Annotated in this window: 21 protein-coding genes; 2 read left to right on the forward strand and 19 right to left on the reverse strand. The window is 67.2% G+C overall.

The window, feature by feature from the left end:
• Positions 1–148: 148 nt before the first annotated feature.
• Positions 149–361, reverse strand: a complete 213-nt coding sequence (locus tag ACFY3D_RS36575) for a DUF397 domain-containing protein (protein WP_389988616.1) — start codon at positions 359–361, stop codon at positions 149–151.
• Positions 349–1239 carry a helix-turn-helix domain-containing protein gene (locus tag ACFY3D_RS36580; protein WP_389988619.1) on the reverse strand — a complete coding sequence of 297 codons (891 nt, stop codon included), beginning with the start codon at positions 1237–1239 and terminating at the stop codon, positions 349–351. Before ACFY3D_RS36580 ends, ACFY3D_RS36575 begins: the two co-directional genes overlap by 13 nt.
• A gap of 255 nt (positions 1240–1494) precedes the next feature.
• Here ACFY3D_RS36580 and ACFY3D_RS36585 point away from each other — a divergent pair, with 255 nt between their 5' ends.
• A complete protein-coding gene (locus ACFY3D_RS36585) occupies positions 1495–2025 on the forward strand; it encodes an ATP-binding protein (protein WP_389988622.1) in 531 nt (176 codons plus the stop codon).
• Positions 2026–2317: 292 nt separating this feature from the next.
• Here ACFY3D_RS36585 and ACFY3D_RS36590 read toward each other — a convergent pair whose 3' ends face one another.
• Positions 2318–2692, reverse strand: a complete 375-nt coding sequence (locus ACFY3D_RS36590) for a nuclear transport factor 2 family protein (RefSeq protein WP_389988625.1) — start codon at positions 2690–2692, stop codon at positions 2318–2320.
• A 283-nt stretch (positions 2693–2975) separates the two neighbouring features.
• Here ACFY3D_RS36590 and ACFY3D_RS36595 point away from each other — a divergent pair, with 283 nt between their 5' ends.
• On the forward strand, positions 2976–3302 hold the full coding sequence (locus ACFY3D_RS36595) for a hypothetical protein (RefSeq protein WP_389988628.1): 327 nt from the start codon (positions 2976–2978) through the stop codon (positions 3300–3302).
• Here ACFY3D_RS36595 and ACFY3D_RS36600 read toward each other — a convergent pair.
• From ACFY3D_RS36600 to ACFY3D_RS36675, 16 genes are all read right to left on the reverse strand, one after another.
• Positions 3279–3881, reverse strand: a complete 603-nt coding sequence (locus tag ACFY3D_RS36600) for a winged helix-turn-helix domain-containing protein (RefSeq protein WP_389988631.1) — start codon at positions 3879–3881, stop codon at positions 3279–3281. The genes ACFY3D_RS36595 and ACFY3D_RS36600 overlap by 24 nt on opposite strands.
• 186 nt (positions 3882–4067) lie before the next feature.
• The gene (locus tag ACFY3D_RS36605; RefSeq protein WP_389988634.1) at positions 4068–4886 is read right to left on the reverse strand and encodes a carbon-nitrogen hydrolase family protein; all 819 of its coding nucleotides are present in this window, start codon (positions 4884–4886) and stop codon (positions 4068–4070) included.
• Positions 4883–5587 (reverse strand): NADPH-dependent F420 reductase, encoded by a 705-nt coding sequence (gene npdG / locus ACFY3D_RS36610; RefSeq protein ID WP_389988637.1) that lies wholly within the window; start codon positions 5585–5587, stop codon positions 4883–4885. The genes ACFY3D_RS36605 and npdG overlap by 4 nt, the downstream gene beginning before the upstream one ends.
• Positions 5588–5590: 3 nt before the next feature.
• Positions 5591–6598 carry an LLM class flavin-dependent oxidoreductase gene (locus ACFY3D_RS36615; protein WP_389988640.1) on the reverse strand — a complete coding sequence of 336 codons (1008 nt, stop codon included), beginning with the start codon at positions 6596–6598 and terminating at the stop codon, positions 5591–5593.
• 26 nt (positions 6599–6624) lie between these two features.
• Positions 6625–8040, reverse strand: a complete 1416-nt coding sequence (gene hydA, locus ACFY3D_RS36620; RefSeq protein ID WP_389988643.1) for a dihydropyrimidinase — start codon at positions 8038–8040, stop codon at positions 6625–6627.
• A 49-nt stretch (positions 8041–8089) separates the two neighbouring features.
• Complete coding sequence (locus ACFY3D_RS36625; RefSeq protein ID WP_389988646.1) at positions 8090–9445, reverse strand: aminotransferase class III-fold pyridoxal phosphate-dependent enzyme; 1356 nt, start codon at positions 9443–9445, stop codon at positions 8090–8092.
• 28 nt (positions 9446–9473) lie between these two features.
• On the reverse strand, positions 9474–10037 hold the full coding sequence (locus ACFY3D_RS36630) for an amino acid synthesis family protein (RefSeq protein WP_350945736.1): 564 nt from the start codon (positions 10035–10037) through the stop codon (positions 9474–9476).
• 120 nt (positions 10038–10157) lie between these two features.
• Complete coding sequence (locus tag ACFY3D_RS36635) at positions 10158–11021, reverse strand: nitrilase family protein (protein ID WP_389988650.1); 864 nt, start codon at positions 11019–11021, stop codon at positions 10158–10160.
• Positions 11018–11188: a hypothetical protein gene (locus tag ACFY3D_RS36640; RefSeq protein ID WP_389988653.1), complete on the reverse strand. Its 171-nt coding sequence runs from the start codon at positions 11186–11188 to the stop codon at positions 11018–11020. The genes ACFY3D_RS36635 and ACFY3D_RS36640 overlap by 4 nt, the downstream gene beginning before the upstream one ends.
• A 34-nt stretch (positions 11189–11222) precedes the next feature.
• Positions 11223–12026 (reverse strand): IclR family transcriptional regulator, encoded by an 804-nt coding sequence (locus ACFY3D_RS36645; protein ID WP_389988656.1) that lies wholly within the window; start codon positions 12024–12026, stop codon positions 11223–11225.
• A 116-nt stretch (positions 12027–12142) separates the two neighbouring features.
• The gene (locus tag ACFY3D_RS36650) at positions 12143–13312 is read right to left on the reverse strand and encodes an ABC transporter substrate-binding protein (RefSeq protein ID WP_389988659.1); all 1170 of its coding nucleotides are present in this window, start codon (positions 13310–13312) and stop codon (positions 12143–12145) included.
• A 45-nt stretch (positions 13313–13357) separates the two neighbouring features.
• On the reverse strand, positions 13358–14185 hold the full coding sequence (locus ACFY3D_RS36655) for an ABC transporter permease (RefSeq protein ID WP_389988662.1): 828 nt from the start codon (positions 14183–14185) through the stop codon (positions 13358–13360).
• Positions 14182–14976, reverse strand: coding sequence for an ABC transporter ATP-binding protein (locus tag ACFY3D_RS36660; protein WP_389988665.1), 795 nt, complete (start codon positions 14974–14976; stop codon positions 14182–14184). The genes ACFY3D_RS36655 and ACFY3D_RS36660 overlap by 4 nt, the downstream gene beginning before the upstream one ends.
• Before the next feature lie 35 nt (positions 14977–15011).
• Positions 15012–15857: an ABC transporter permease gene (locus tag ACFY3D_RS36665; protein WP_389988668.1), complete on the reverse strand. Its 846-nt coding sequence runs from the start codon at positions 15855–15857 to the stop codon at positions 15012–15014.
• Positions 15858–16297: 440 nt separating this feature from the next.
• Positions 16298–17212 carry a LysR family transcriptional regulator gene (locus ACFY3D_RS36670; RefSeq protein WP_350945728.1) on the reverse strand — a complete coding sequence of 305 codons (915 nt, stop codon included), beginning with the start codon at positions 17210–17212 and terminating at the stop codon, positions 16298–16300.
• Between the two features lie 256 nt (positions 17213–17468).
• On the reverse strand, positions 17469–18464 hold the full coding sequence (locus ACFY3D_RS36675) for a beta-propeller fold lactonase family protein (protein ID WP_389988671.1): 996 nt from the start codon (positions 18462–18464) through the stop codon (positions 17469–17471).
• Positions 18465–18978 lie beyond the last annotated feature (514 nt).

Raw genomic sequence — 18978 nt, forward strand, 5'->3', positions numbered from 1 at the left:
GTGACGGTGATGATCGTGGTGATCAACCCGTCTACCAGGAGCTCTCTTGCTTCATCAGGCGAACGCCGGGCTCTCGATCATGCTGTGAACGGACAGCGGTCCTCAGCGGGACGAAAAGGGTTCGTCGCTGCGGCGTTTCCTTGGGTGGTCAGTCGAAGTGGCCGTTCTTCACGCGGGTGATGAAGGTGTTCCATGCGGTGGGGGTGAGGATGAGGGCGGGGGCGGTGGGGTTTTTGCTGTCGCGGATGCCTCGGTGGCCGTGGGAGAGGTCGGCGATTTCCACGCAGTTGCTCGCATCGTCACCCGAGAGGGTGGATTTACGCCAGTGAGCGGTGTGAAGTTCTTGGGTCAGGTCGTCCATCGCTGGATCGCCTCCTTGATCATGACGCGGGAATCGCTCCGGGATAGGGCGTCCGCACGGATCAGGTCGTATCTGAATTCTAGCCTTTTTACCTCTTCGACCCGCTCGCTCGTCCGGTCCCCGGTGCTCTGGGAATCGATGTAGGCCACGGGCGGTGCGTTTTTCGGCATGTCGGCGATGGTGAAGCCGCCCAGCAGGCCGAGTACGTTGCGCGCGCTGTGGGGGAGGAGCTGCAGAGAGAGCCATCGGCTCTCCGACATCTCCAGAAGGTAGTGGAACTGTCCCCTCATCACCTCGGGATCGGCTATGGGACGGTGCAGGATGCCCTCGTCCAGGATGACCCAGAGCATCGGGGGATCGGGGCGGTGAAGAATGCTCTTTCTGCCCATCCGGTCCGCGACGTTCTGCTTCGCCTGCTCGGGAGTGACGCCGGGGCTGCGGCTGAGGATGGCTTCCGCGTACTGCTCCGTCTGGAGGAGGCCGGGCACCATCAAGGGTTCCCAGATGCGCTGGGAGGTCGAGAGGGGCTCGAACTCCAGCCAGGGGCGGAACCAGTGGGGGACCTGGGTGGCCGTACGGTCCAGGTGGTCCAGGAGATCGGCGAGCGTCGTGCCCAGGTTGAGGGCCTCGTCGAGCTGACGGGCCAGCTTCCAGGTGGGGGCACGGTGGCCGTTCTCCAGCATGCTCAGCTGGCTCACGGCGAGGGGGACCGCGAGGCAGAGCTGCCTCTGGGTAAATCTTGACAAAAGCCGGTATTTCCGTAGCTCTCTACCGAATTGAACGCGCGTGGATTCATGGTAATCCGTATCGAACTCCGACTCCGACTCTGTCTCGGGTGTGGGCTCCAGCTCTGGATCGGGCTCCGGGATGAGGCTCATTTCGCTCTCCTCTCGCTGTCTCTTGGGGATTCTCCTGCATTTCCATTGCCGAGGGAATGGAATACGCGATTTTCTTGGGTTCACAGTTCTGTGAACCTACTTCTCGAACTGTGAACCCCTGATAAGCGGGGATCTGCTTCCTTCGCGCCTCGGTGTTTGGGACCGTTTTCCCGTCGAGCCGACGCTGTCGCGGGATGTCAGCCGACGGCTCACGGGAGAACGGGTCGGTTCAATTCGGTCGGAAGGCGCAATCCCATGGAACCGGAGACGTTTAGCGAAATACTTCTGCTCGGTAATGTCGAAGCCGCTTCGAGGGCGCGGGAGGAGGTTCGTAAATGGCTGGGGGAGGGGCATCCGGCCTACGAGAACGCGCGGCTGGCCGTGTCCGAGCTGGTGACCAACGCCGTCCGGCACGCTCGGCACGGGGTGAGCGGGCAGGCCGGGGCCGGTGATGACGACCCGCTGATCCTGCGCCTTCTGTCGTACGGCGGCCTGCTGCGTGTCGAGGTCGTGGACGCGGGCCTCAGCGTCGAAGAACCCCGCCTGCGGGCGGACCCGGCGTGCCTGCTGATGGAGAACGGCCGAGGGCTGGCCATCGTCGGCATGCTCTCGGGCGGAAACTGGGGCTGCCGCTCCCACGGACGGCAGCCCGGCCGGACCGTCTGGTGCGAGCTTCCCTCGGATCCGCTCCCCGATGAGGACCTCTCCGAGCTGTCAGACCCGTCGGTCCCGGCAGCCTCGTCCGCTCCGGATGATCTCCTTCCCGGACCGCCCGCCTCCGCCTGAACGGAGGCCCGGCAACGGTCGGGACCCTGAACCGCCCCCGGCGGGTAGTGGCACGCGGGCCCGTCCCCAGGAACCCGCGACCTGTGCCGCCCCGGCTCCACCTCCCCCGTTGGAGCCTCCGCCGGGGGCCTCGCGACGATCAGCGGATATCACCGCGCGGGGACGAGGTACGCCGCGACGCTTCGGTACAGCCGAATGTGTCTTCGGTCATACCGAATATCGACCTCGCGAAGACGGCGGGCACCCGGCGCGGGTGTGTCAGAGCGCGTCCGGCACCCGGGTGAGCCGGAGGTCATTCCGGGGAGTCGGCGAAGATCACTATTTCGTCGATGTCGCCCTCGGGGGTGACGTGCACCACGTCCATCCCGGTCAGCAGGCTCCGGCCCGAGGCGTCCTCGTAGCGCCACCCGAAACGCGCCCACTCGTCCGGTGCGTCCACCCGGGTCGTACGGACCATCCGGCAGGGACCGGACGGGTGCCCCTGTACCACCTCGGTGATGAAGTCCTCGACCGCCTTGCGCCCGACGCCTCGGCCCAACGGCCCCCAGAAGACGACGTCGGCGGTGAGAGCGCGGCTCAGCAGCGTGGCCCGCTGGGCGTGGTCAGCGGTGTTGGCCGCCGCGATGAAGGCGTCAATGGCGTGATCATGAAGAGCGTCGTCCGTCACTTCGCGATGATAGCCAGCCGACCCGCGCCGCGAAGACGCGGACGCACCTCGATGTTCCGCAGCGACGAACGCGGCCGACCTCTTGAAAGCGCCGAACAGCCGAACCTTCCCGATGTGTCCGTCCGTGGCGTTTGGGATGTGCGAGGCACGTGGGTCGGAAGTGACCATTGAGCGACGGACATGAGTAAATCACTCTTCAAAAAGATTTAAGCCTTGACGCATCCATCTGTCCCCCCTCCCGCGAAAAGCCTCACAGAGAACTTCAAGGATGGGGGTCGGTGATATGTACTCGGTGCTTCAGGCAATGATCGCCGGATTGATCGCTACGGCTGCCCTGATACTGGGGGCGATGGGCCATCACTGGCGCCGTCGCCGACACCGGTTGCCCCTCCTGTCGAAATCGTGGCCGGACGACAACGAGGAACTCCCCCCACCTCGGAAACCCGAAGGCAAGGACAACGGCCACCTCGATGCCTCGTTCGTGCTGAAGATGCCCTTGATCGCGACGAGCGTCCACGTCACCGGGATGGGGGCCTGTGCGGTGTCGTCGCGGCGTCCCGGAAGGCGTCCGGCGAGGGATGCGGTTTCATGCCTCGGCGTGCGGCGCTGAAGACGTGGCGGTCAGGTCGATCACGGGGGCTGACTTGATCTGTCTGATGAGCGCGTCGGCCTCCGCGTTCCAGCGGTGGGTGGAGGCGAGGACGGGATTCACCGGCATGCCGATGCGTTCCTGAGCACGGTCGGCGGCGGCATAGACGGCGGCCCGGTCGACCTCGCCGACGACAAGTATGTCGATGTCGTGGGGGACAGGTCCTGGGTTTCCCGCATGTCGGGCGGCCCATGAGCCGAAGATGAGCAGGCGCTCGGTGCCGGGGATGCCGGCGAACTCCTCGCTGATGATCGTACGAGGTCCGTACATGTAGTTCAGGATCTCGGTCACGGGCCGGAACAGGGGATGGTCGGGATTGGGGCGGAGGACGTGGGAGCGCCCGATCTCGGTAGTGGTGATCAGCTGTGCGTCGATGAGGCGATGGACCTCGGCGTGCAGGGTGGAGGGTGCCGTGCCCAGATCTCGGGCCAGAGAGGCGAGAGTCCAGTTTTGCCGGGGCCGTAGATAGATGGCGGCGAGGATCTCCGCCTGGGTCCGAGACTTGAAGATGGGAACGACGGGCGCTGCGACGCTTCGCATAAACCGAATGTATCTTCGGTTATACCGAATATCAATCATCACGGCGGCCGATGGAGCCGTCGTCAGGGCGGCGGGGTCCGGTCAGAGCACCCCGCCGGGGGCTTTGTCCCGGTGCCGGGACCCGGTTCGGAGGGAAACGACGGAGATCTCATGCCGGCACGTGGCGTGCGGGCTTTCTGGATGGCGTCACATCGCCGTCAGCCGGTCGTACAACTCCGGGCGCCGGTCCCGGAGGAACGGGCGGCGACGGCGCGAACTCGCGATCAGCTCCAGGTCGACGTCGGCGATCGCGACGTCGTCGCCGTCGTCACTCGCCTGGGCGAGAATGTCGCCGTCGGGGCCGTAGACGGCGCTCATCCCGAAGTAGTCCTTGACGCCTTCGCTGCCCACCCGGTTGGCGCAGATCACGAAGAGCCCGTTGAACACGGCGTGTGCCCTCAGTTCGAGCTGGAAGACCTCACGCATGGGCGCGCTCGCGGACGCGACCGGCACGCACAGCACCGAACCGCCTCGAAGAGCGACGATCCTGCTCAACTCCGGGAAGTGCCTCTCGTAACAGATGATCGTGCCGACTCCGGTCTCACCTGTCTGCACGACCTCGGGCTCGGTGCCCCCCGGCCGGAAATAGAACTTCTCCGGGAATCCGTTGGAGAACGGCAGGTGGGACTTCCGATAGACCGACTTCAGCTCGCCCGCGACGTACGTGCAGGCGGCGTTGAAATACACGCCCGGAACATCACCGGCTTCGAATATCGAAGAGACCACCGTGATCCCGTGCCGACGGGATCGTTCGGCCGCCATCGTGTTCGACGGGCCGTCGAGACGCTCCGCCAGCTCGAAGTAATCCGGGTCCGGGTCAGGCTGCACGAACGGGACGGCGAACAGCTCGGGAAGAAGAACGATTCCGGCGCCCTGATCGGCGGCGGCGTCCAGGAGATCGCCGGCCCTGCCGATGGTCTCCGTCCGGTCGTCCGTGGCGCGGAGCTGAACCGCGGCGAGCTTCATGCGATCACCTTTTCTGGAGTGGGCTGCGGCATTCCGGTCACCGCTATGCCGGACCGCGTGCGATAACGCTTGTTCACGGAGATGAGCACGGCGGTGAGCGGCTCCAGCTGGCGTGCCGTTCGCAGACGGCCGGCGTCGACTCCTCGGCCGCCGGTCACCTCGACGGCCAGTGCCATCACGCGCGTTTTGGCCTCCGCGTCGTCACCGCACACCAGCACGTCCTCGTGGGACAGGTCCGCGCCGGGATCGAGGAGGAGCGGCGCCGAGAGATGGTGGAACGCGCCGACGACCGTGGTGCCGGGTACGATTCGCGCCGCCTCCTCCGCGGCGCTGCCGTCCGGTACGTCCAGTCCGTACGGGCCGTGCCGGTCGAAGCCGAGGGGATTGACACAGCTGATCAGCAGCTTGCCGTCGAGGTCGGCGGCCAGACCGCCGACCAGGTCCGCGTGCCCCTTGTACGGTACGGCGAGGATGACGACCTCCGCGTCGGCGACCGCCGACGCGTTGGTGTCTCCGCGGACGGTCGTTCCCACGGCGGGAAGCTCCGACAGGTCGGCGGCCGCCTGCGCGGCCCGGTCTCCGTCACGTGATCCCAGGATGACCTGGTGTCCGGCACGGGCCAGCCGGTATCCGAGGCCGCGGCCCTGAGGTCCCGTCCCGCCCACGATGGCGATGGTCGTCCGGGGAGAGTGGTGATCCATCGTTCAGTCCTTCGCGGCCATGGCAAGGCTGGTGAGCGTCCGCTCCTTGTCGCCGAGCGTGGAGATGATCGGGCATCTGACGCCGGCCTCGTGGTACGACATGAGCTTGTCGAATGCCTGCGACGTGGACCCGCACGCGGTGACGTTCTGCACCAGCGAGTTCGAGACGAGAGGCATCGCGCGCTTGATGTCCTCGGGGGTCGCGGGCCATCCCGCCACCTCCTGCAGCCGGTCGACCAGTTCGCGCTCCACGCCACAGTGCTCGGCGATGTGCGGCTGCTGCATGAGGTAGAGGGTGAGGAACGCCTTGCACGCGTCGATGGCCTCCTGCGGGTCGTCGTCGTTGACGCTGCATGCCACGATCTGGGTCAGGTCGATCCCGCCGCGACCGTCGGTGCGCTTGGCGACGCCCCGGCCGATCGCCTCTTTGGCGCCGGTCAGATAGGACGGCGGCAGGAGGAAGTCCATGTGGACGCCGTCGCTGATCTCTCCGGCGAGCTCCAGCATCTTCGGCCCGACCGCGCCGATGTAGATGGGGATGTCGACCGGCTTGTTCTCGCGGTACATGCTGTCGAATCGCACGTCGCGCATCTGCACGAACTCGCCTTCGAAGGAGACGAGTTCGTTGCGGAAGAACGCCTGGCAGACGGCGATGTACTCGCGCATCGAGGCGAGCGGCTTCACGAGCGGCTGGCCGACCTTCGTGGCGAGCGGCTCCCACCAGGCGCCGATGCCGAGGATCGCGCGACCCGGAGCCACCTCGTCCAGGGTCTTGAAGGTCACCGCCATCAGCGCCGCGTTGCGGCTCTTGTTGTTGACGACGCCTGTGCCGATCTTCAGGTTGGAGGTCCTGCTCGCGATGATGGCCGCGGGCACGATTCCGTCCCTGGCCAGGCGGCCTTCGGCCACCCAGACCGACTCGAATCCGTTCCGATCCGCGAATTCGGCCTGCCAGTAGGTCTGTTCGAGGCTCAGCCTCTCGCCGACGTGGATGCCGAGGGGAAGTTTCATATCCGGAGAACTCCGATCAGTCGGGGTCAGAAGAGGTGGGGCTTGCCCCGGGTCAGGAAGGATCCGCGACCGGGTTTCCCGTCGAAGGCTCCGTCGTTGACGAGGTGATGGCCGCGGGAGAACACGTGGACCGGTCGTCCGGTCACCCGCATGCCGTCGTAGAGGTTGTAGTCCGTGCGCATGTGCGAACCGGCCGTGGTGATGACGTGGTCCGCCGCGGTGTCCCACACGAGGAGGTCGGCGTCCGCGCCCACGGCCACCAGACCCTTGTGCGGGAAGAGCCCGAACAACTTGGCCGGACGCGTCGCCATGAGGTCGACGAACCTGCACATGTCGATCCGGCCCGTCTTGACTCCTGTCTCCCAGACGACCATGAGCCGGTCCTCGACTCCCGGAACCCCGTTGGGAACCTTCGGGAAATAGCCGGGGCTGCGCAGTTTCTGCGGAGGGAGGTCGTTGGGCTGCTCCAGGCAGAACCCCGCGTGGTCGGTGGCCACCGTCGACAGCGCCCCCGTGGTGAGCGCCTGCCACAGGCCCTCCTGGTTGCCGCGCTCCCGGATCGGCGGCGAGCAGATGTACGCGGCGGCCTTCTCACCGAGTTCGGCGTAGTCCTCGTACGCGACCGCGAGATACTGCGGGCACGTCTCTCCCCACACCAGCGAGCCCCGGCTCCGCGCCTGGCCGATCTCCGCCGCGGCCGCCGCGCTGGAGACGTGCACCACGTAGACGGGACTGCCGACGGAGTCCGCCAGGACGATCGCCCGATGCACCGCTTCGGCTTCGGACTCGTGGCCGTGCGCCGTGGCGTGGTAGTTCTCGGCGGTGCGTCCACTCTCGATCAGCAGTCGGGTCTCTCGGGCCACCATGTGGCCGTTCTCGGCATGCACCATCGGCAGCACGCCGTACTCGACCGCGAGTTCGAGGCCTTCGAGCAGCTGGCCGTCGTCGACCATCTGCGTGCCGGGGTAGGCCATGAAGAACTTCCAGCTCGACGCGCCTTCCCCGGCCAGGCGGCGCAGGTCGTCCAGCACGTTCTCCTGCTGGTCGCGCGGTGGCACGATGGCGTGCAGCCCGAAGTCGACGACGGCCTTGCCGGCGGCCACATCCCGGCGACGCATGTATGAGTCGAAGAGGGATTTGTCGGGCTCCTTCTTCACGAAGTCGATGACCGTCGTCGTCCCGCCGTGCGCGGCCGCGATCGTGCCGCTGTGGAAGTCGTCCGCCGTTCGGGTCGTGAAGCCGTCGATCGGATATTCCAGATGCGTGTGCACGTCGATACCGCCGGGGAGAACGAGCTTCCCGGTCGCGTCGACGACCTCGTCGGCCGACCAGTCGTCGCCGAGCCCGAGTGCGACGACGAGACCGTCACGCACCAGGACATCGGCTCGGATCGCGGCGTCGGCGTTGACGACGGTACCGCCTTTGATGAGTGTCGATCCCATCGTTTCCCCTCCTGAACGGCCGGTCACACCAGCTGGACGGTCGGTCTGATCAGCCGACGTAGTGCTCGTCGGCCAGCGTGAGCACCTCGTCCAGCACGTCGAGAGCCAGGTCGATCTCCGGCTCGCGGATGATGAGCGGCGGGGTCAGGCGCAGCACGTTGAAGTTCGCCGTGAGGTACACGCCACGCTCCATCGCCGCCTTGAGCACGCGGCTCACGGGTGCGGCCGCGGGACCCTTGGCGTTGAACGGGACGAGCGGTTCGCGCGTGGCCCGGTCCTTGACGAGTTCCACTCCGTAGAAGAGGCCACGGCCACGAATGTCACCGATGCTCGGGTGCCTGCCGGCCAGGGTCGCGAGCCCTTCGCCGAGCCGCCGGCCCATGAGCCGGGAGTTCTCGACGACACCCTCGTCCTGCATGATGCGCAGAGAGGCGACCCCTGAGGCGCAGGCGAGCGGGTGTCCCGCGTAGGTGAGACCGCCCCAGAACATGTTGTCCCGCAACCAGTCGGAGATCTTCTCCGACACGGTCATCGCGCCCAGCGGGACGTAACCGGAGTTGAGCCCCTTCGCGGTGGTGAGGATGTCCGGGGTGACATCCCAGTGGTCGCAGGCGAACCATTCGCCCGTCCGGCCGAACCCCGCCATGACCTCGTCGAAGATGAGCAGGATGCCGTACTTGTCGCAGACCTCCCTCAGGGAGCGGAGGTATCCGTCAGGCGGGTACAGAAGCCCGTTCGTGCCGGTCACCGGCTCGACGATCACGGCGGCCACGGTGTAGGGGTTCTCGTACTGGAGGATCTCCTCCAGGTGTGGCCCCCCCGAGCAGACGGGGCACGGGTCGGGGTGGCCCGCGGGGCAGCGGTAGGTGTACGGATCGAGCATCCGCACCACGCCGGTCATGCCCGGCTCCGCCGCCCAGCGACGTGGGTCCCCGGTCAGCGCCATCGCCCCCGCGGTCGCCCCGTGATAGGAGCGGTACCGAGCCACGATCTTCTGGCGGCCGGTCACGTGACGGGCGAGGCGCACGGCGTTCTCGTTGGCCGCCGCACCACCGGTGGTGAAGAAGCTCATCTTCAGGTCACCGGGCGTCAGCCCGGCCAGCATCTCGGCCAGCTCCGCCCGGGACCGCTCGGCGAAACCGGGGCCGATGTAGCACAGCTGTTCGGCCTGGCTGCGAATGGCCTCGACCAGCTTCGGGTGCTGGTGTCCGAGGTTGAGGTTGACCAGCTGCGATTGGAAGTCGAGGTACTTGCGGCCTTCGTAGTCCCAGAACCAGGAGCCCGAGCCTCCGGCGACCGGGATGGGGTCGAGCGCGCCCTGGACCGACCAGGAGTGGATGACGTACTCCTTGTCGGCCTCCTTCACCCGCCGGCCGGTCCATGTCTGTGCGTCGATGACGGTCATCGGATCGCCTTCCTTCGTCCCGCGGGTGTCACTGGGTCTTCGTCTCGGCGCCGAACGCGGCCAGGCGGGCCAGCGGGCGACCGGCGTTGGCGGCCGCGCAGATCACGAGGATCTCGCGGGGACGGGGGACGTCGGCCACCTGGAAGGTCACCGTCTGATGGTGCGACCGGGTCTTCGCGTCGAGCTTGTGCTTGAGCGGGATGTCGATCGGGCTGCCCGGAAGACCGACCTTCTCGGCGGCGGGCAGGAGTTCGGTGCCGCCGGCCGCCTTGCGGAAGACGTTGCCGAACCGGAGGTTGTGGATCAGCGCCGAGCCGTGCTCGACCTCGCCGTCGATGCCGACGAGCGCGGCCTTGCCGAACGCCTCCACCTCGTCACCGAGCAGTTCCACGCAGGCCGGGCCGACGAGCTGCCCGATCTCCTCGCCCAGCTCGTCGGCGAGCGTCACCAGGTCCTGGACGTACTCGCTCGGGTACGGGTTGGTGATCACCGCGCCGACGAACGCGACCCGGTGCGAGCGCTCGACCGGCCGCCCGTTCTCGAGCACGGTCTCCTCGAGATGCTTGATGATCTTGCGGACCTGGATGCTCACTTCGTCTCCTTCTATGGTTCATCTGATGAACCGTTGGTTCAATTTTTGAGGACGGCCGGGATTGTGTCAAGGGATTCGAGGATGGAAACCGGGCGCCCGTTCGTGGCCGCGGCGCCGGGATCAGTCCCGGCGACCGTCCTGGGCATCCCGGGCGTCGTGGGTGACGTAGAGATCAGGGCGGCGGTCCGCCAGCGGCTGGTTGAACGGGTTGCCGCGCCGGGCCTCTCGCGACCCGATGAGGTCGATCTCGGCGAGCAACAGCTCTTCGCCGTCGTCGCTCGCGGGACCCGCGACGATCCAGCCGTCGGGGCCGACGATCACCGATCTCCCGACGAACTCCTGACCACGCTCGACACCCACCCGGCTCACGCCCGCGACGTAGGACTGGTTGCTGTGCGCACCGGTCATGCACATGAGGGTGGCCATGGCCGGCACATCGGCCGGCTGGCCCGGCACGGGGACCCAGTTCGACGGAAGGACGATCAGGTCGGCGCCCTGGAGAGCCGCGCTGCGGAAGGTCTCCGGGAACCACGCGTCGTAGCAGATCCCCACCCCGATCCGCCCCAGAGGCGTGTCGAAGACCGGAAACCCCGCCTCGTTGCGGTGGTAGATGGCCTTCTCGTCGTTCCAGAGATGGGCCTTGCGGAACGTTCCGACGTGCCCGTCCGGGCCTATCAGCACGGCCGAGTTGTACACCCGGTCGCCCTCGCGTTCGGTGACACCGGCGACGATCCAGAGACCGTGTCTGCGGGCGAGTGCGGCCCAGGCCGAGCAGGCCGGTCCTTCGGGGACGTCCTCGGCGTACCGAAGGGCCTCGGCGCGGTCCGCGAAGACGTACCCCGCGGAGGACGCCTCGGGAAGGACGACGAGCCGCGCACCGGCCTCGGCCGCCTTCGTGATCCACTTCGACGACCGCTCGATGTTGCCGGCGACGTCACCGATGCGCGGGCGTAACTGCACGCCCGCCAGGATGAACCCGGTCACCACGGCGCCCTGACGGACATGTACTCGACCTCGGGATACTCGTCCATCCCGGCCCGGCGGTCCTCACGCCCCGGACCGGACCGGTTGACCCCGCCGACGAACCCGCCTTTCTGCACGCTGTCGGCGATGCTTTCGGCAGCGGCGATCGTGTCGGTAAGAGATGTCATGGGCGAACTCCTCGTCGCGCCTCCTTGGCGCCGATCAGTTGGTGGTCTGGCCCCCGGTCAGGGAACTCGGCAGGACGATGTCCGTGACGCTCAGCAGTTCACTCAGCTTTCGAGCGGCCTTGATCACCGATTCCGCCACCGAATCGATGCGGTCACGCGTGATGCGATAGGTGGGGCCGCCGATCCACACCGCGTAGGGCGTCGAGTCCCTGACCCGTACCGGTGCGGCCACGGACGCCGCGCCGACTTCGAGCTCGTCGTAGGCGAGGGCGAAGCCGTTGCGGCGGACCGAGTCCAGCGACTCGATGAACGCGTCCAGACCGCCCAGCTCCTCGGGGGCCTTCTCCGAGAACTCGGCCGCGAAATCCGTCCGCACCGCCTCCGGATCGAGGGCGGCGAGCAGAACCTTGCCGGTCGAGGTCGCCCACACGGGCTGGGTCCGCGGGACGGGTTTGAGCGTCTGCCCGATCAGCGAGGGCCCGGCGACCTGTGCGACGACCATGACGTTGGGTGGCAGGAGCACGTCGAACCCGGAGGTCTCCTTGGTCTCCTCGGCGAGTTGCCGCAGGACGCCGCGCATGTGGCCGTAAGCGCCGTCGCGGTCCAGCAGTCCTCCGACGATCGAGAGGAGGCCGAGTGAGACCCGATAACGGCGGGTGTCCGGATCGAGTGTCAGCCAGCTCTCCCGTTCGAGGACGGTGAGCACGCGGTAGCACGTCGCCTTGGGGATGCCGGCCTCCCTGGCGACCTCGCTGAGCCCGACACCCTCCGGGTGGGCGGCCACGGCACGAAGCAGCCAGATAGTCCGGCGGACGAGTCCCGCTTCGCTGGGTGCCATTGTCTCCTCCGTTGAGGTGATGTGATCGACGGTTGCGGCCATCATCGTGGCAGGCTCGCCGGGTGTTGTCCGTGCCTTACACCGACTTATGCCGCATAACGCACGAACATCATCTGCTACTTGCCCCCGGCGGTGAGTTCCACGGTCTCCGGCTTGTAGCCCTCGCCGGTGATGTCGAATCCCTCCGCCTTGAGTTCCTGGTCCGCCTTCTCGGTGAGGTCCCTGCGGAAGGCGCCCTCACCGGGGTCGGCCTTGAGCACCTTGGCGTCGATCGCGATCTTGATCGTCTGGTCCCACGCCTTCTGGTCGACGGTCCCGACACCGTCGGGTGAAGGCCACACGAGCTTGTTGACCTCGTTCAGCATCCACGTCTGGTGGCCCTGGCCGAGCGCGCTGCCGTTGTTGAGGACGATCTCGACACAGCCGGCCAGGTCGTCCCGGCAGAAGCCCCAGCCCTTGTACGTCGCCTTGAGGAACTTCACGGCGACGTCCTTGTTGGCGTCCTCGGCCAGCCAGTCGCCACGCGCGTAGATACCGTCCTCAAGGCTCGTGTATCCCGCGTCCTGAAGGCTGATGGCCGAGAAGTCCTCCGGCTTGTACAGCGCGCCGGTCTCGGGGTTGACGGTCTCCAGAAGCTGGGCGTACTCGTTGTAGATCTTGGCCTGGGCCGCGTCGACCTCACGCTTCAGCAGCAGTGACATGTCGAACGGCTGCTGTACGACGGTGACGTCCTTGGCCGGGTCGACGCCGGCGCCCTTCATCGCCGCGAACAGCACCAGCTCGTTGCCGAACCCCCAGCTGCCGACCTTCTTGCCCTTGAGGTCCGCGAGCTGCTTGATGCCCGAGTCCGCCCAGGCGACCTGCAGGTACGCGCCGCGCTGGAACACCTGGCCGATGTTGACGAGGTCGGCCCCCTGCTCCCGGGTGGCCATCGTCTTGGTGACGTGGCTGACCGCGAACTCCGCGTTGCCCGCCGACAGCACCTGCTGCGGCACGATGTTGACGCCACCCTCCTGGATGGTCACATCGAGGCACTCGGCGTCGTAGTAGCCCTTCTCCTTGGCGGCGTAGTAGCCGGCGAACTGCGACTGCGCCACCCACTGGAGGACGAGCCTGACCGGGGTTCGCGTCTGACACGAGGTGGTGTTCTCCGCGCCGGATCCGGAGGCCGTGGTGTCCTCCGACATGCCACAGGCGGACAGGGAGAGCGTGGCGGCGACCACCACGGCGCCGACGGCGCGGCGATTGACCCGTGGGCGCGAGAGGCGCCGAAGGGAGCGGAACATTGTGGCTCCTTCAAGGAAGTAATCGTGGGGAGAAATGACCGGAGATCACGTCTCGTCGCTGTGAATCGACTCGTGCCAGGGCATCAGAAGCCGCTCCAGCAGCGAGATCAGCCCGAACGTCGTGAGCCCGAGCAGGCTGGCTACGAAGATCCCTGCCCATGCTTCGGCGAAGCGCGGCAAGGCCGCCTGATAGGCGATGTACACCCCGAGCGCATTGCTCGGACCACCGAAGTACTCGGTCACGATGACGCCGATGACGGCCAGGGTGGACCCGAGCTTGAGCGCGTTGAAGAGATAGGGCAACGCGTTGGGGAGTCGCAACATCAGGGAGATCTGTCGCGGTTGTGCCGCCAGCGACTCCATGAGCTCCAGGTGCAGCGGTGAGATCTGGAGCAGGCCCCTGGCCGTGTTGACCAGGACAGGAAAGAACACCATGACCGCTGCGACGCCGGCCTTGGAGGCGAGGTTGGTCACGCCGAACCAGTTGTTGAAGATCGGCGCCAGCGCGACGATGGGAGCGCAGTTGACGATCACGGCCATCGCCAGGACCGGGCCCGCCACCTTGTGGAAGCGGCTGACCACCAGCGCCACGAGGATGCCGGCGACGGATCCGAGGACGAGGCCGAGCAGGACCGCCCTGACGGTGACGTTCGAGGCGGAGAGGATCGTCGGGAACTCCGATGCCAGTGCCGAGGCGATTTCACTCGGCGCGGGCAGGATGAACGAAGGGACCTGGAACAGCCGCACCGCGAGCTGCCAGGTGCCCAGGATGACGACCGCGGCGGCCAGGACCGGCAGTCCTCGCCTGGCAGCCGTCCCGGCCCGTCCGACGGTGATCGGTATCGAACGCCTGCTTTCCGTGTGAACGCTCATGGCGCGTCCTGGGCGGCCGACGTGCCGTGCAGAGCGGACCTGACCTCGGTGACCTTCTTGAAGTACTCGGGTGTCGTCCGCGTGGCGGCGGAACGCGGGTACGGCAGATCGACGTCGATGCTGGTGGCGATCCGCCCGGGGCGAGAGGACATCACCACGATCCGCGACGACAGGAACACGGCCTCCGAGATGCTGTGCGTCACGAAGACGACGGTCGTCCTCGTGTCGGACCAGATCCGCAGAAGCTCACCCTGAAGGCGCTCCCGGTTCATCTCGTCGAGTGCGCCGAGCGGTTCGTCCATGAAAAGGATCTTCGGGTCCGCGGACAGTGCCCTGGCGATCGCCACGCGCTGCTGCATGCCGCCGGAAAGCTGCCACGGGAAGTGGTGGGCGAACTCGGACAGGCGGACGAGTTCGAGCATGGACGTGGCCTTGGTCCGCCGGGTCTCCTTGGCCACACCGGCGACCTGGAGCGGCAACTCCACGTTGCGCTGGACGTTTCGCCAGTCGAACAGACCGGCCTGCTGGAAGACCATCCCGTAGTCACGGTCTCGCCGTGCGGCGCCGGGGGCTTTGCCGTTCAAACTCACCGAACCGCTGGTGGGTTGGGTGAGGTCCGCCATGATCCGCAGGAGCGTGCTCTTCCCGCAGCCACTCGGACCCAGCAGTGACACGAACTCGCCTTCGGCGATGGACAGGTCGATGTCCGTCAGCGCCGTCACGGAACGGTCCGTCCCGCTGTTGAACTCCTTCGTGACACCGCTGACACTGATGATTGCGGATTCAGGCATCGTGGGCTCTCCAGGGATCGGAAGAGAGATGGCGGTCATCGGCTGTGCCGGTTGCGGAGGGCGAATCGCTCGATCCAGCTGAGGAGCTGGACGAACACGATCCCCGCGACGGCCGCGACAAGGACGGCGGCGTACAGCTTCTCGGGGCCGTTCGAGTAGTAGTAGGCGAAGGTGAGGATGGCTCGGCCGATTCCTCGTCCCGTGCCCGCCGACAACTCACCCACGATGGCGCCGACGACACTGGCGGTGGCGGCGAGTCGTAGCCCCGCGAAGAGGTACGGCAGCGCCGCGGGCATGCGGAGCCAGAGCAGGAACTGGAGCCTCCCGGCACCCACGCTGCGCATGAACTCCGTCTGCACCTTCGGCGGTGACTTGAGCCCTCGCAACGCGTTGATCGTCACGGGAAAGAAAGCCAGGTACGCCGCGATGCCGGTGACCGCGACCCACGGAGGCAGCCCTGCCTTGCCGCCCCAGATGACGATCATCGGGGCGATGGCGACCAGCGGAATGGTCTGCGAGGCGACCAGCCACGGCATGAGGCCACGCGAGACCGGCGGGATGTGGAGGAAGACGATGGCGAGCGCCAGTCCGAGGAGCGATCCGGCCACCAGGCCGTAGGCGGCCTCGCGCAGCGTCACGGAGGTTTCCCCGAGCAGGTACACGCCCAGGCTGGTCGGGTTCCCACGGCGGGCGGGTTCCACCAGCGCGCCCAGGATCGTGCCGAGGTGTGGCATGGACAGATCGTCGGTCGCGACCGGGAACGGTATTCCGAGCAGTCGGTCGCCTGTCATCTGGCCCAGCGCCTTGTAGCCCTCCCAGAGGGCGGCGAGGAAGGCCAGGACGGCAAGGCCGACCACCCCGCCTGTGAGCCGGGATCTCAAGGCCGTTGTTCTCGCCAAGGCTGTGCTCGTGATCGCGACCTCCCGCTGTGGAGGGGGCTCCGGGGTGGTGGTTGCTGTGGAGGGAGTTTTCATGGCCGTCATGCCGGTCCACTCTCCGAGTCGTGGGGAGAGACATGTCACGGTGCGGTGTTCATCGCCTGCAATGAACCATCGGATCGCTCAGCGATCCGATGGTTCAATGTAGGTGTGGCGTTCATCCGCCGTCAATGGTTCGTATGAAAACTTCAGGTCTCACCGTTTGCGCCTTGGCAGCATGTCCGAAACCCGTGGCCGGTGGAAGGTAATCGCCTGTGAGCTGCACACACTCCTGATCCGGAGGATCCGTTCAACGGATGACGCGCCGTTTCGGGCACTCGCGGGGAGTCCTGAGCCCCAGAGTCAACGACACCGGTCGCCCGTCCCGGCCGATGGAGCGGTCGTCAGGACGGCGAGGGCCGGTCCAGGGTGGTCGCGGCGTCCTGGAGGGCGTTCAGCAGCGGGACGAGCAGGGGGTGCCGTTCCGCGCCTCGGCGTACGGCGGTGAAGACGCGGCGTTCCGGGCCGGGCACCGGGCGGATCACCACGCCGGACGGGTCGGTGCCGCGCAGGGCGAGCCGTGGCACCATCGCCACCCCGGCCCCGGCGGCGGCGAGCGCGACCACCGCGCTGAAGTCGTCGGAGGAGTGGGCGAACTCGGGGGTGAAACCCGCGTGCTCGCAGGCCAGCGCGATCACGTCGTGGCAGGGATTGCCGGGGTAGGGGCCGATCCACGTCTCACCCGACAGGTCCGCGACCGTCACCTCGCTCCCGGAGAGGCGGTGGCCCCGGGGGAGCACCAGGTCGAACGGCTCGGAGTAGAGCGGGATGCGCGACAGCCGCCGGTCGTCCTCGGCGGGGGCTCCGCGATACTCCACGGCCACGGCCGCGTCCACCGCGCCGTCCAGGACCATGGTGAGGCTCTGGTCGCCCTCGGCGTCCAGGACGCGCACCCGGATGCCCGGCTCCTTGCCCCGCAGGGTGCCGATCGCGGGAGCCACGACGAGCCCGATCGCGGTGGCGAAGGAGGCCACCTTCACCTCGCCCGCCGTACCGGCCGTGTAGGCGGCGATGTCGGCTTCCGTCCGTTCCAGCTGGGCGAGGATCTCGTTGGCGTGGTCGAGGAGGATGCGCCCGACGGCGGTGAGCCGCACGCCCCGGCCGTCGCGGTCGAACAGCCGGTGGCCGACCTCGTGCTCCAGGGCGGCGAGCTGCTGGGAGACCGCCGAGGGGGTGAGGTGCAGCGCGGCGGCGGCCGCGGTGACCGTGCGGTGGTCGGCCACCGCACGCAGGGTCCTGAGCCGCCGCGTGTCTATCACCTCCGTATTCTCACCGAGGTCGCCCGCGAACCGTGACGCGGGTTCGGCACAGGGCCGGGATACGGAGCTCTGAGCACCGTTGACGCCGTAGCCACCGACCGCGAAGTCCGTTACCCGGTGCTCGCTCCGACGACTCGTGTGCCGGGATCGACGGCGCCGGGTGATCGTGGGTCCGTCAGGGGTTCGCGGGCAGGCGATCGGCGAGCCGGTCCGGTTCCGAGACCGGTGCGAGTTCGAGCGGTGCGGATACTTCTTCTCACTCGCGAGTCATGATCGGGACACCACCCCGGTGGACGGCGTTTCCGGCTGCGACCCCGAAAGGCCCGTCGCCGACGGGGATGGTGGCGATGACCGTGTTGGTCGTGGTGTTGATCACCGACACGGAATCCGAGCTCAGGTTGCTCACATAGGCGTGGGTGCCGCCGGGGGCGATCGAGATCCCGAAGGGGCTCTGGCCGACGGGGATGGTGGCGGTGAGCTCGCCTGTCATGGTGTTGATCACCGACACGGTGTTCGAGGTCAGGTTGGTCACGTAGGCGCGGAGGCCGTTGGGGGTGATCGCGATCCTGAAGGGGCTCCGGTCGACGGGGATGGTGGTGACCTTGTTGGTCAATGTGTTGATCACCGAAACGATGTTCGAGTCCTGGTTGGTCACGTAGACGTGGGCGCCGTTGGGGGTGATCCCGATCCCGAAGGGGTGGTGGCCGACGGGGATGGTGGCGGTGACCTTGTTGGTCAATGTGTTGATCACCGACACGGTGTCCGAGTCCTGGTTGGTCACGTAGGCGCGGAGGCCGTTGGGGGTGATCCCGATCCTGAAGGGGTGGTGGCCGACGGGGATGGTGGCGGTGACCTTGTTGGTCAATGTGTTGATCACCGAAACGATGTCCGACTGCGTGTTGGTCACGTAGACACGGGTGCCGCGAGGGGAGACCGCGATCCCCAGCGGGTAGTCGTCGACGGGGATGGTGGCGGTGACCTTGTTGGTCGAAGTGTTGATCACCGACACGGTGACCGATCCCTGGTTCGTCACATAGGCGCGGGCGCCGTTGGGAGAGATCGCTATCTCGAGAGGGGCGCGGCCGACGGGGATGGTGGCGGTGACCTTGTTGGTCAATGTGTTGATCACCGACACGGTGTCCGACTGCGTGTTGGCCACATAGACGAACCTCGGAGGTTGCGTGGTCGCCGCAGCCGGGACGGTCATGGCTGCCGTTACCGCCAACCCCGCCGCGACGGCCACAGCGGTCATGAACGGACGGATCTGGGATCGCCTGTGCCTTGGGAATCGGCTGGACGGTTTCCGGCGGTGATTCTCAATCGGGTTTCTCATCCAAAGCCGAAGCACCAGAACCTCCATCGACATCACAGGGTCTCGTTCTACGCCCATATGGCATCGCGCCCGGGAAAACGACACGCCGATTTGAACCCCTGCGATCATTCACTTGATCGATTCATCGCTCGACGGCAGCGGGCCGGGCGGTCCAAACCCTGTTAAGACCACGTGTCAATCGCCTCCGCGATCGTGCTCCGCCCCCGCTCGCCCGAATGAACGGGCGGAGTTTCGGGGGGGGGGGGGGGCGGCCCCGCCCCCCCCCCCCCCCCCCCCCCCCCCCCCCCCCCCCCCCCCCCCCCAACCCCCCCCCCCCCCCCCCCCCCCCCCCCCCCCACCCCCCCACCCCCCCCCCCCCCCCCCCCCCCCCCCCCCCCCCCCCCCCCCCCCCGGAAAACCCCCCGTGGACGCAAAAAAAAACACAACACCCCCC

This window comes from Streptosporangium sp. NPDC000509 (assembly GCF_042898365.1).
Classification (GTDB): Bacteria; Actinomycetota; Actinomycetes; order Streptosporangiales; family Streptosporangiaceae; genus Streptosporangium.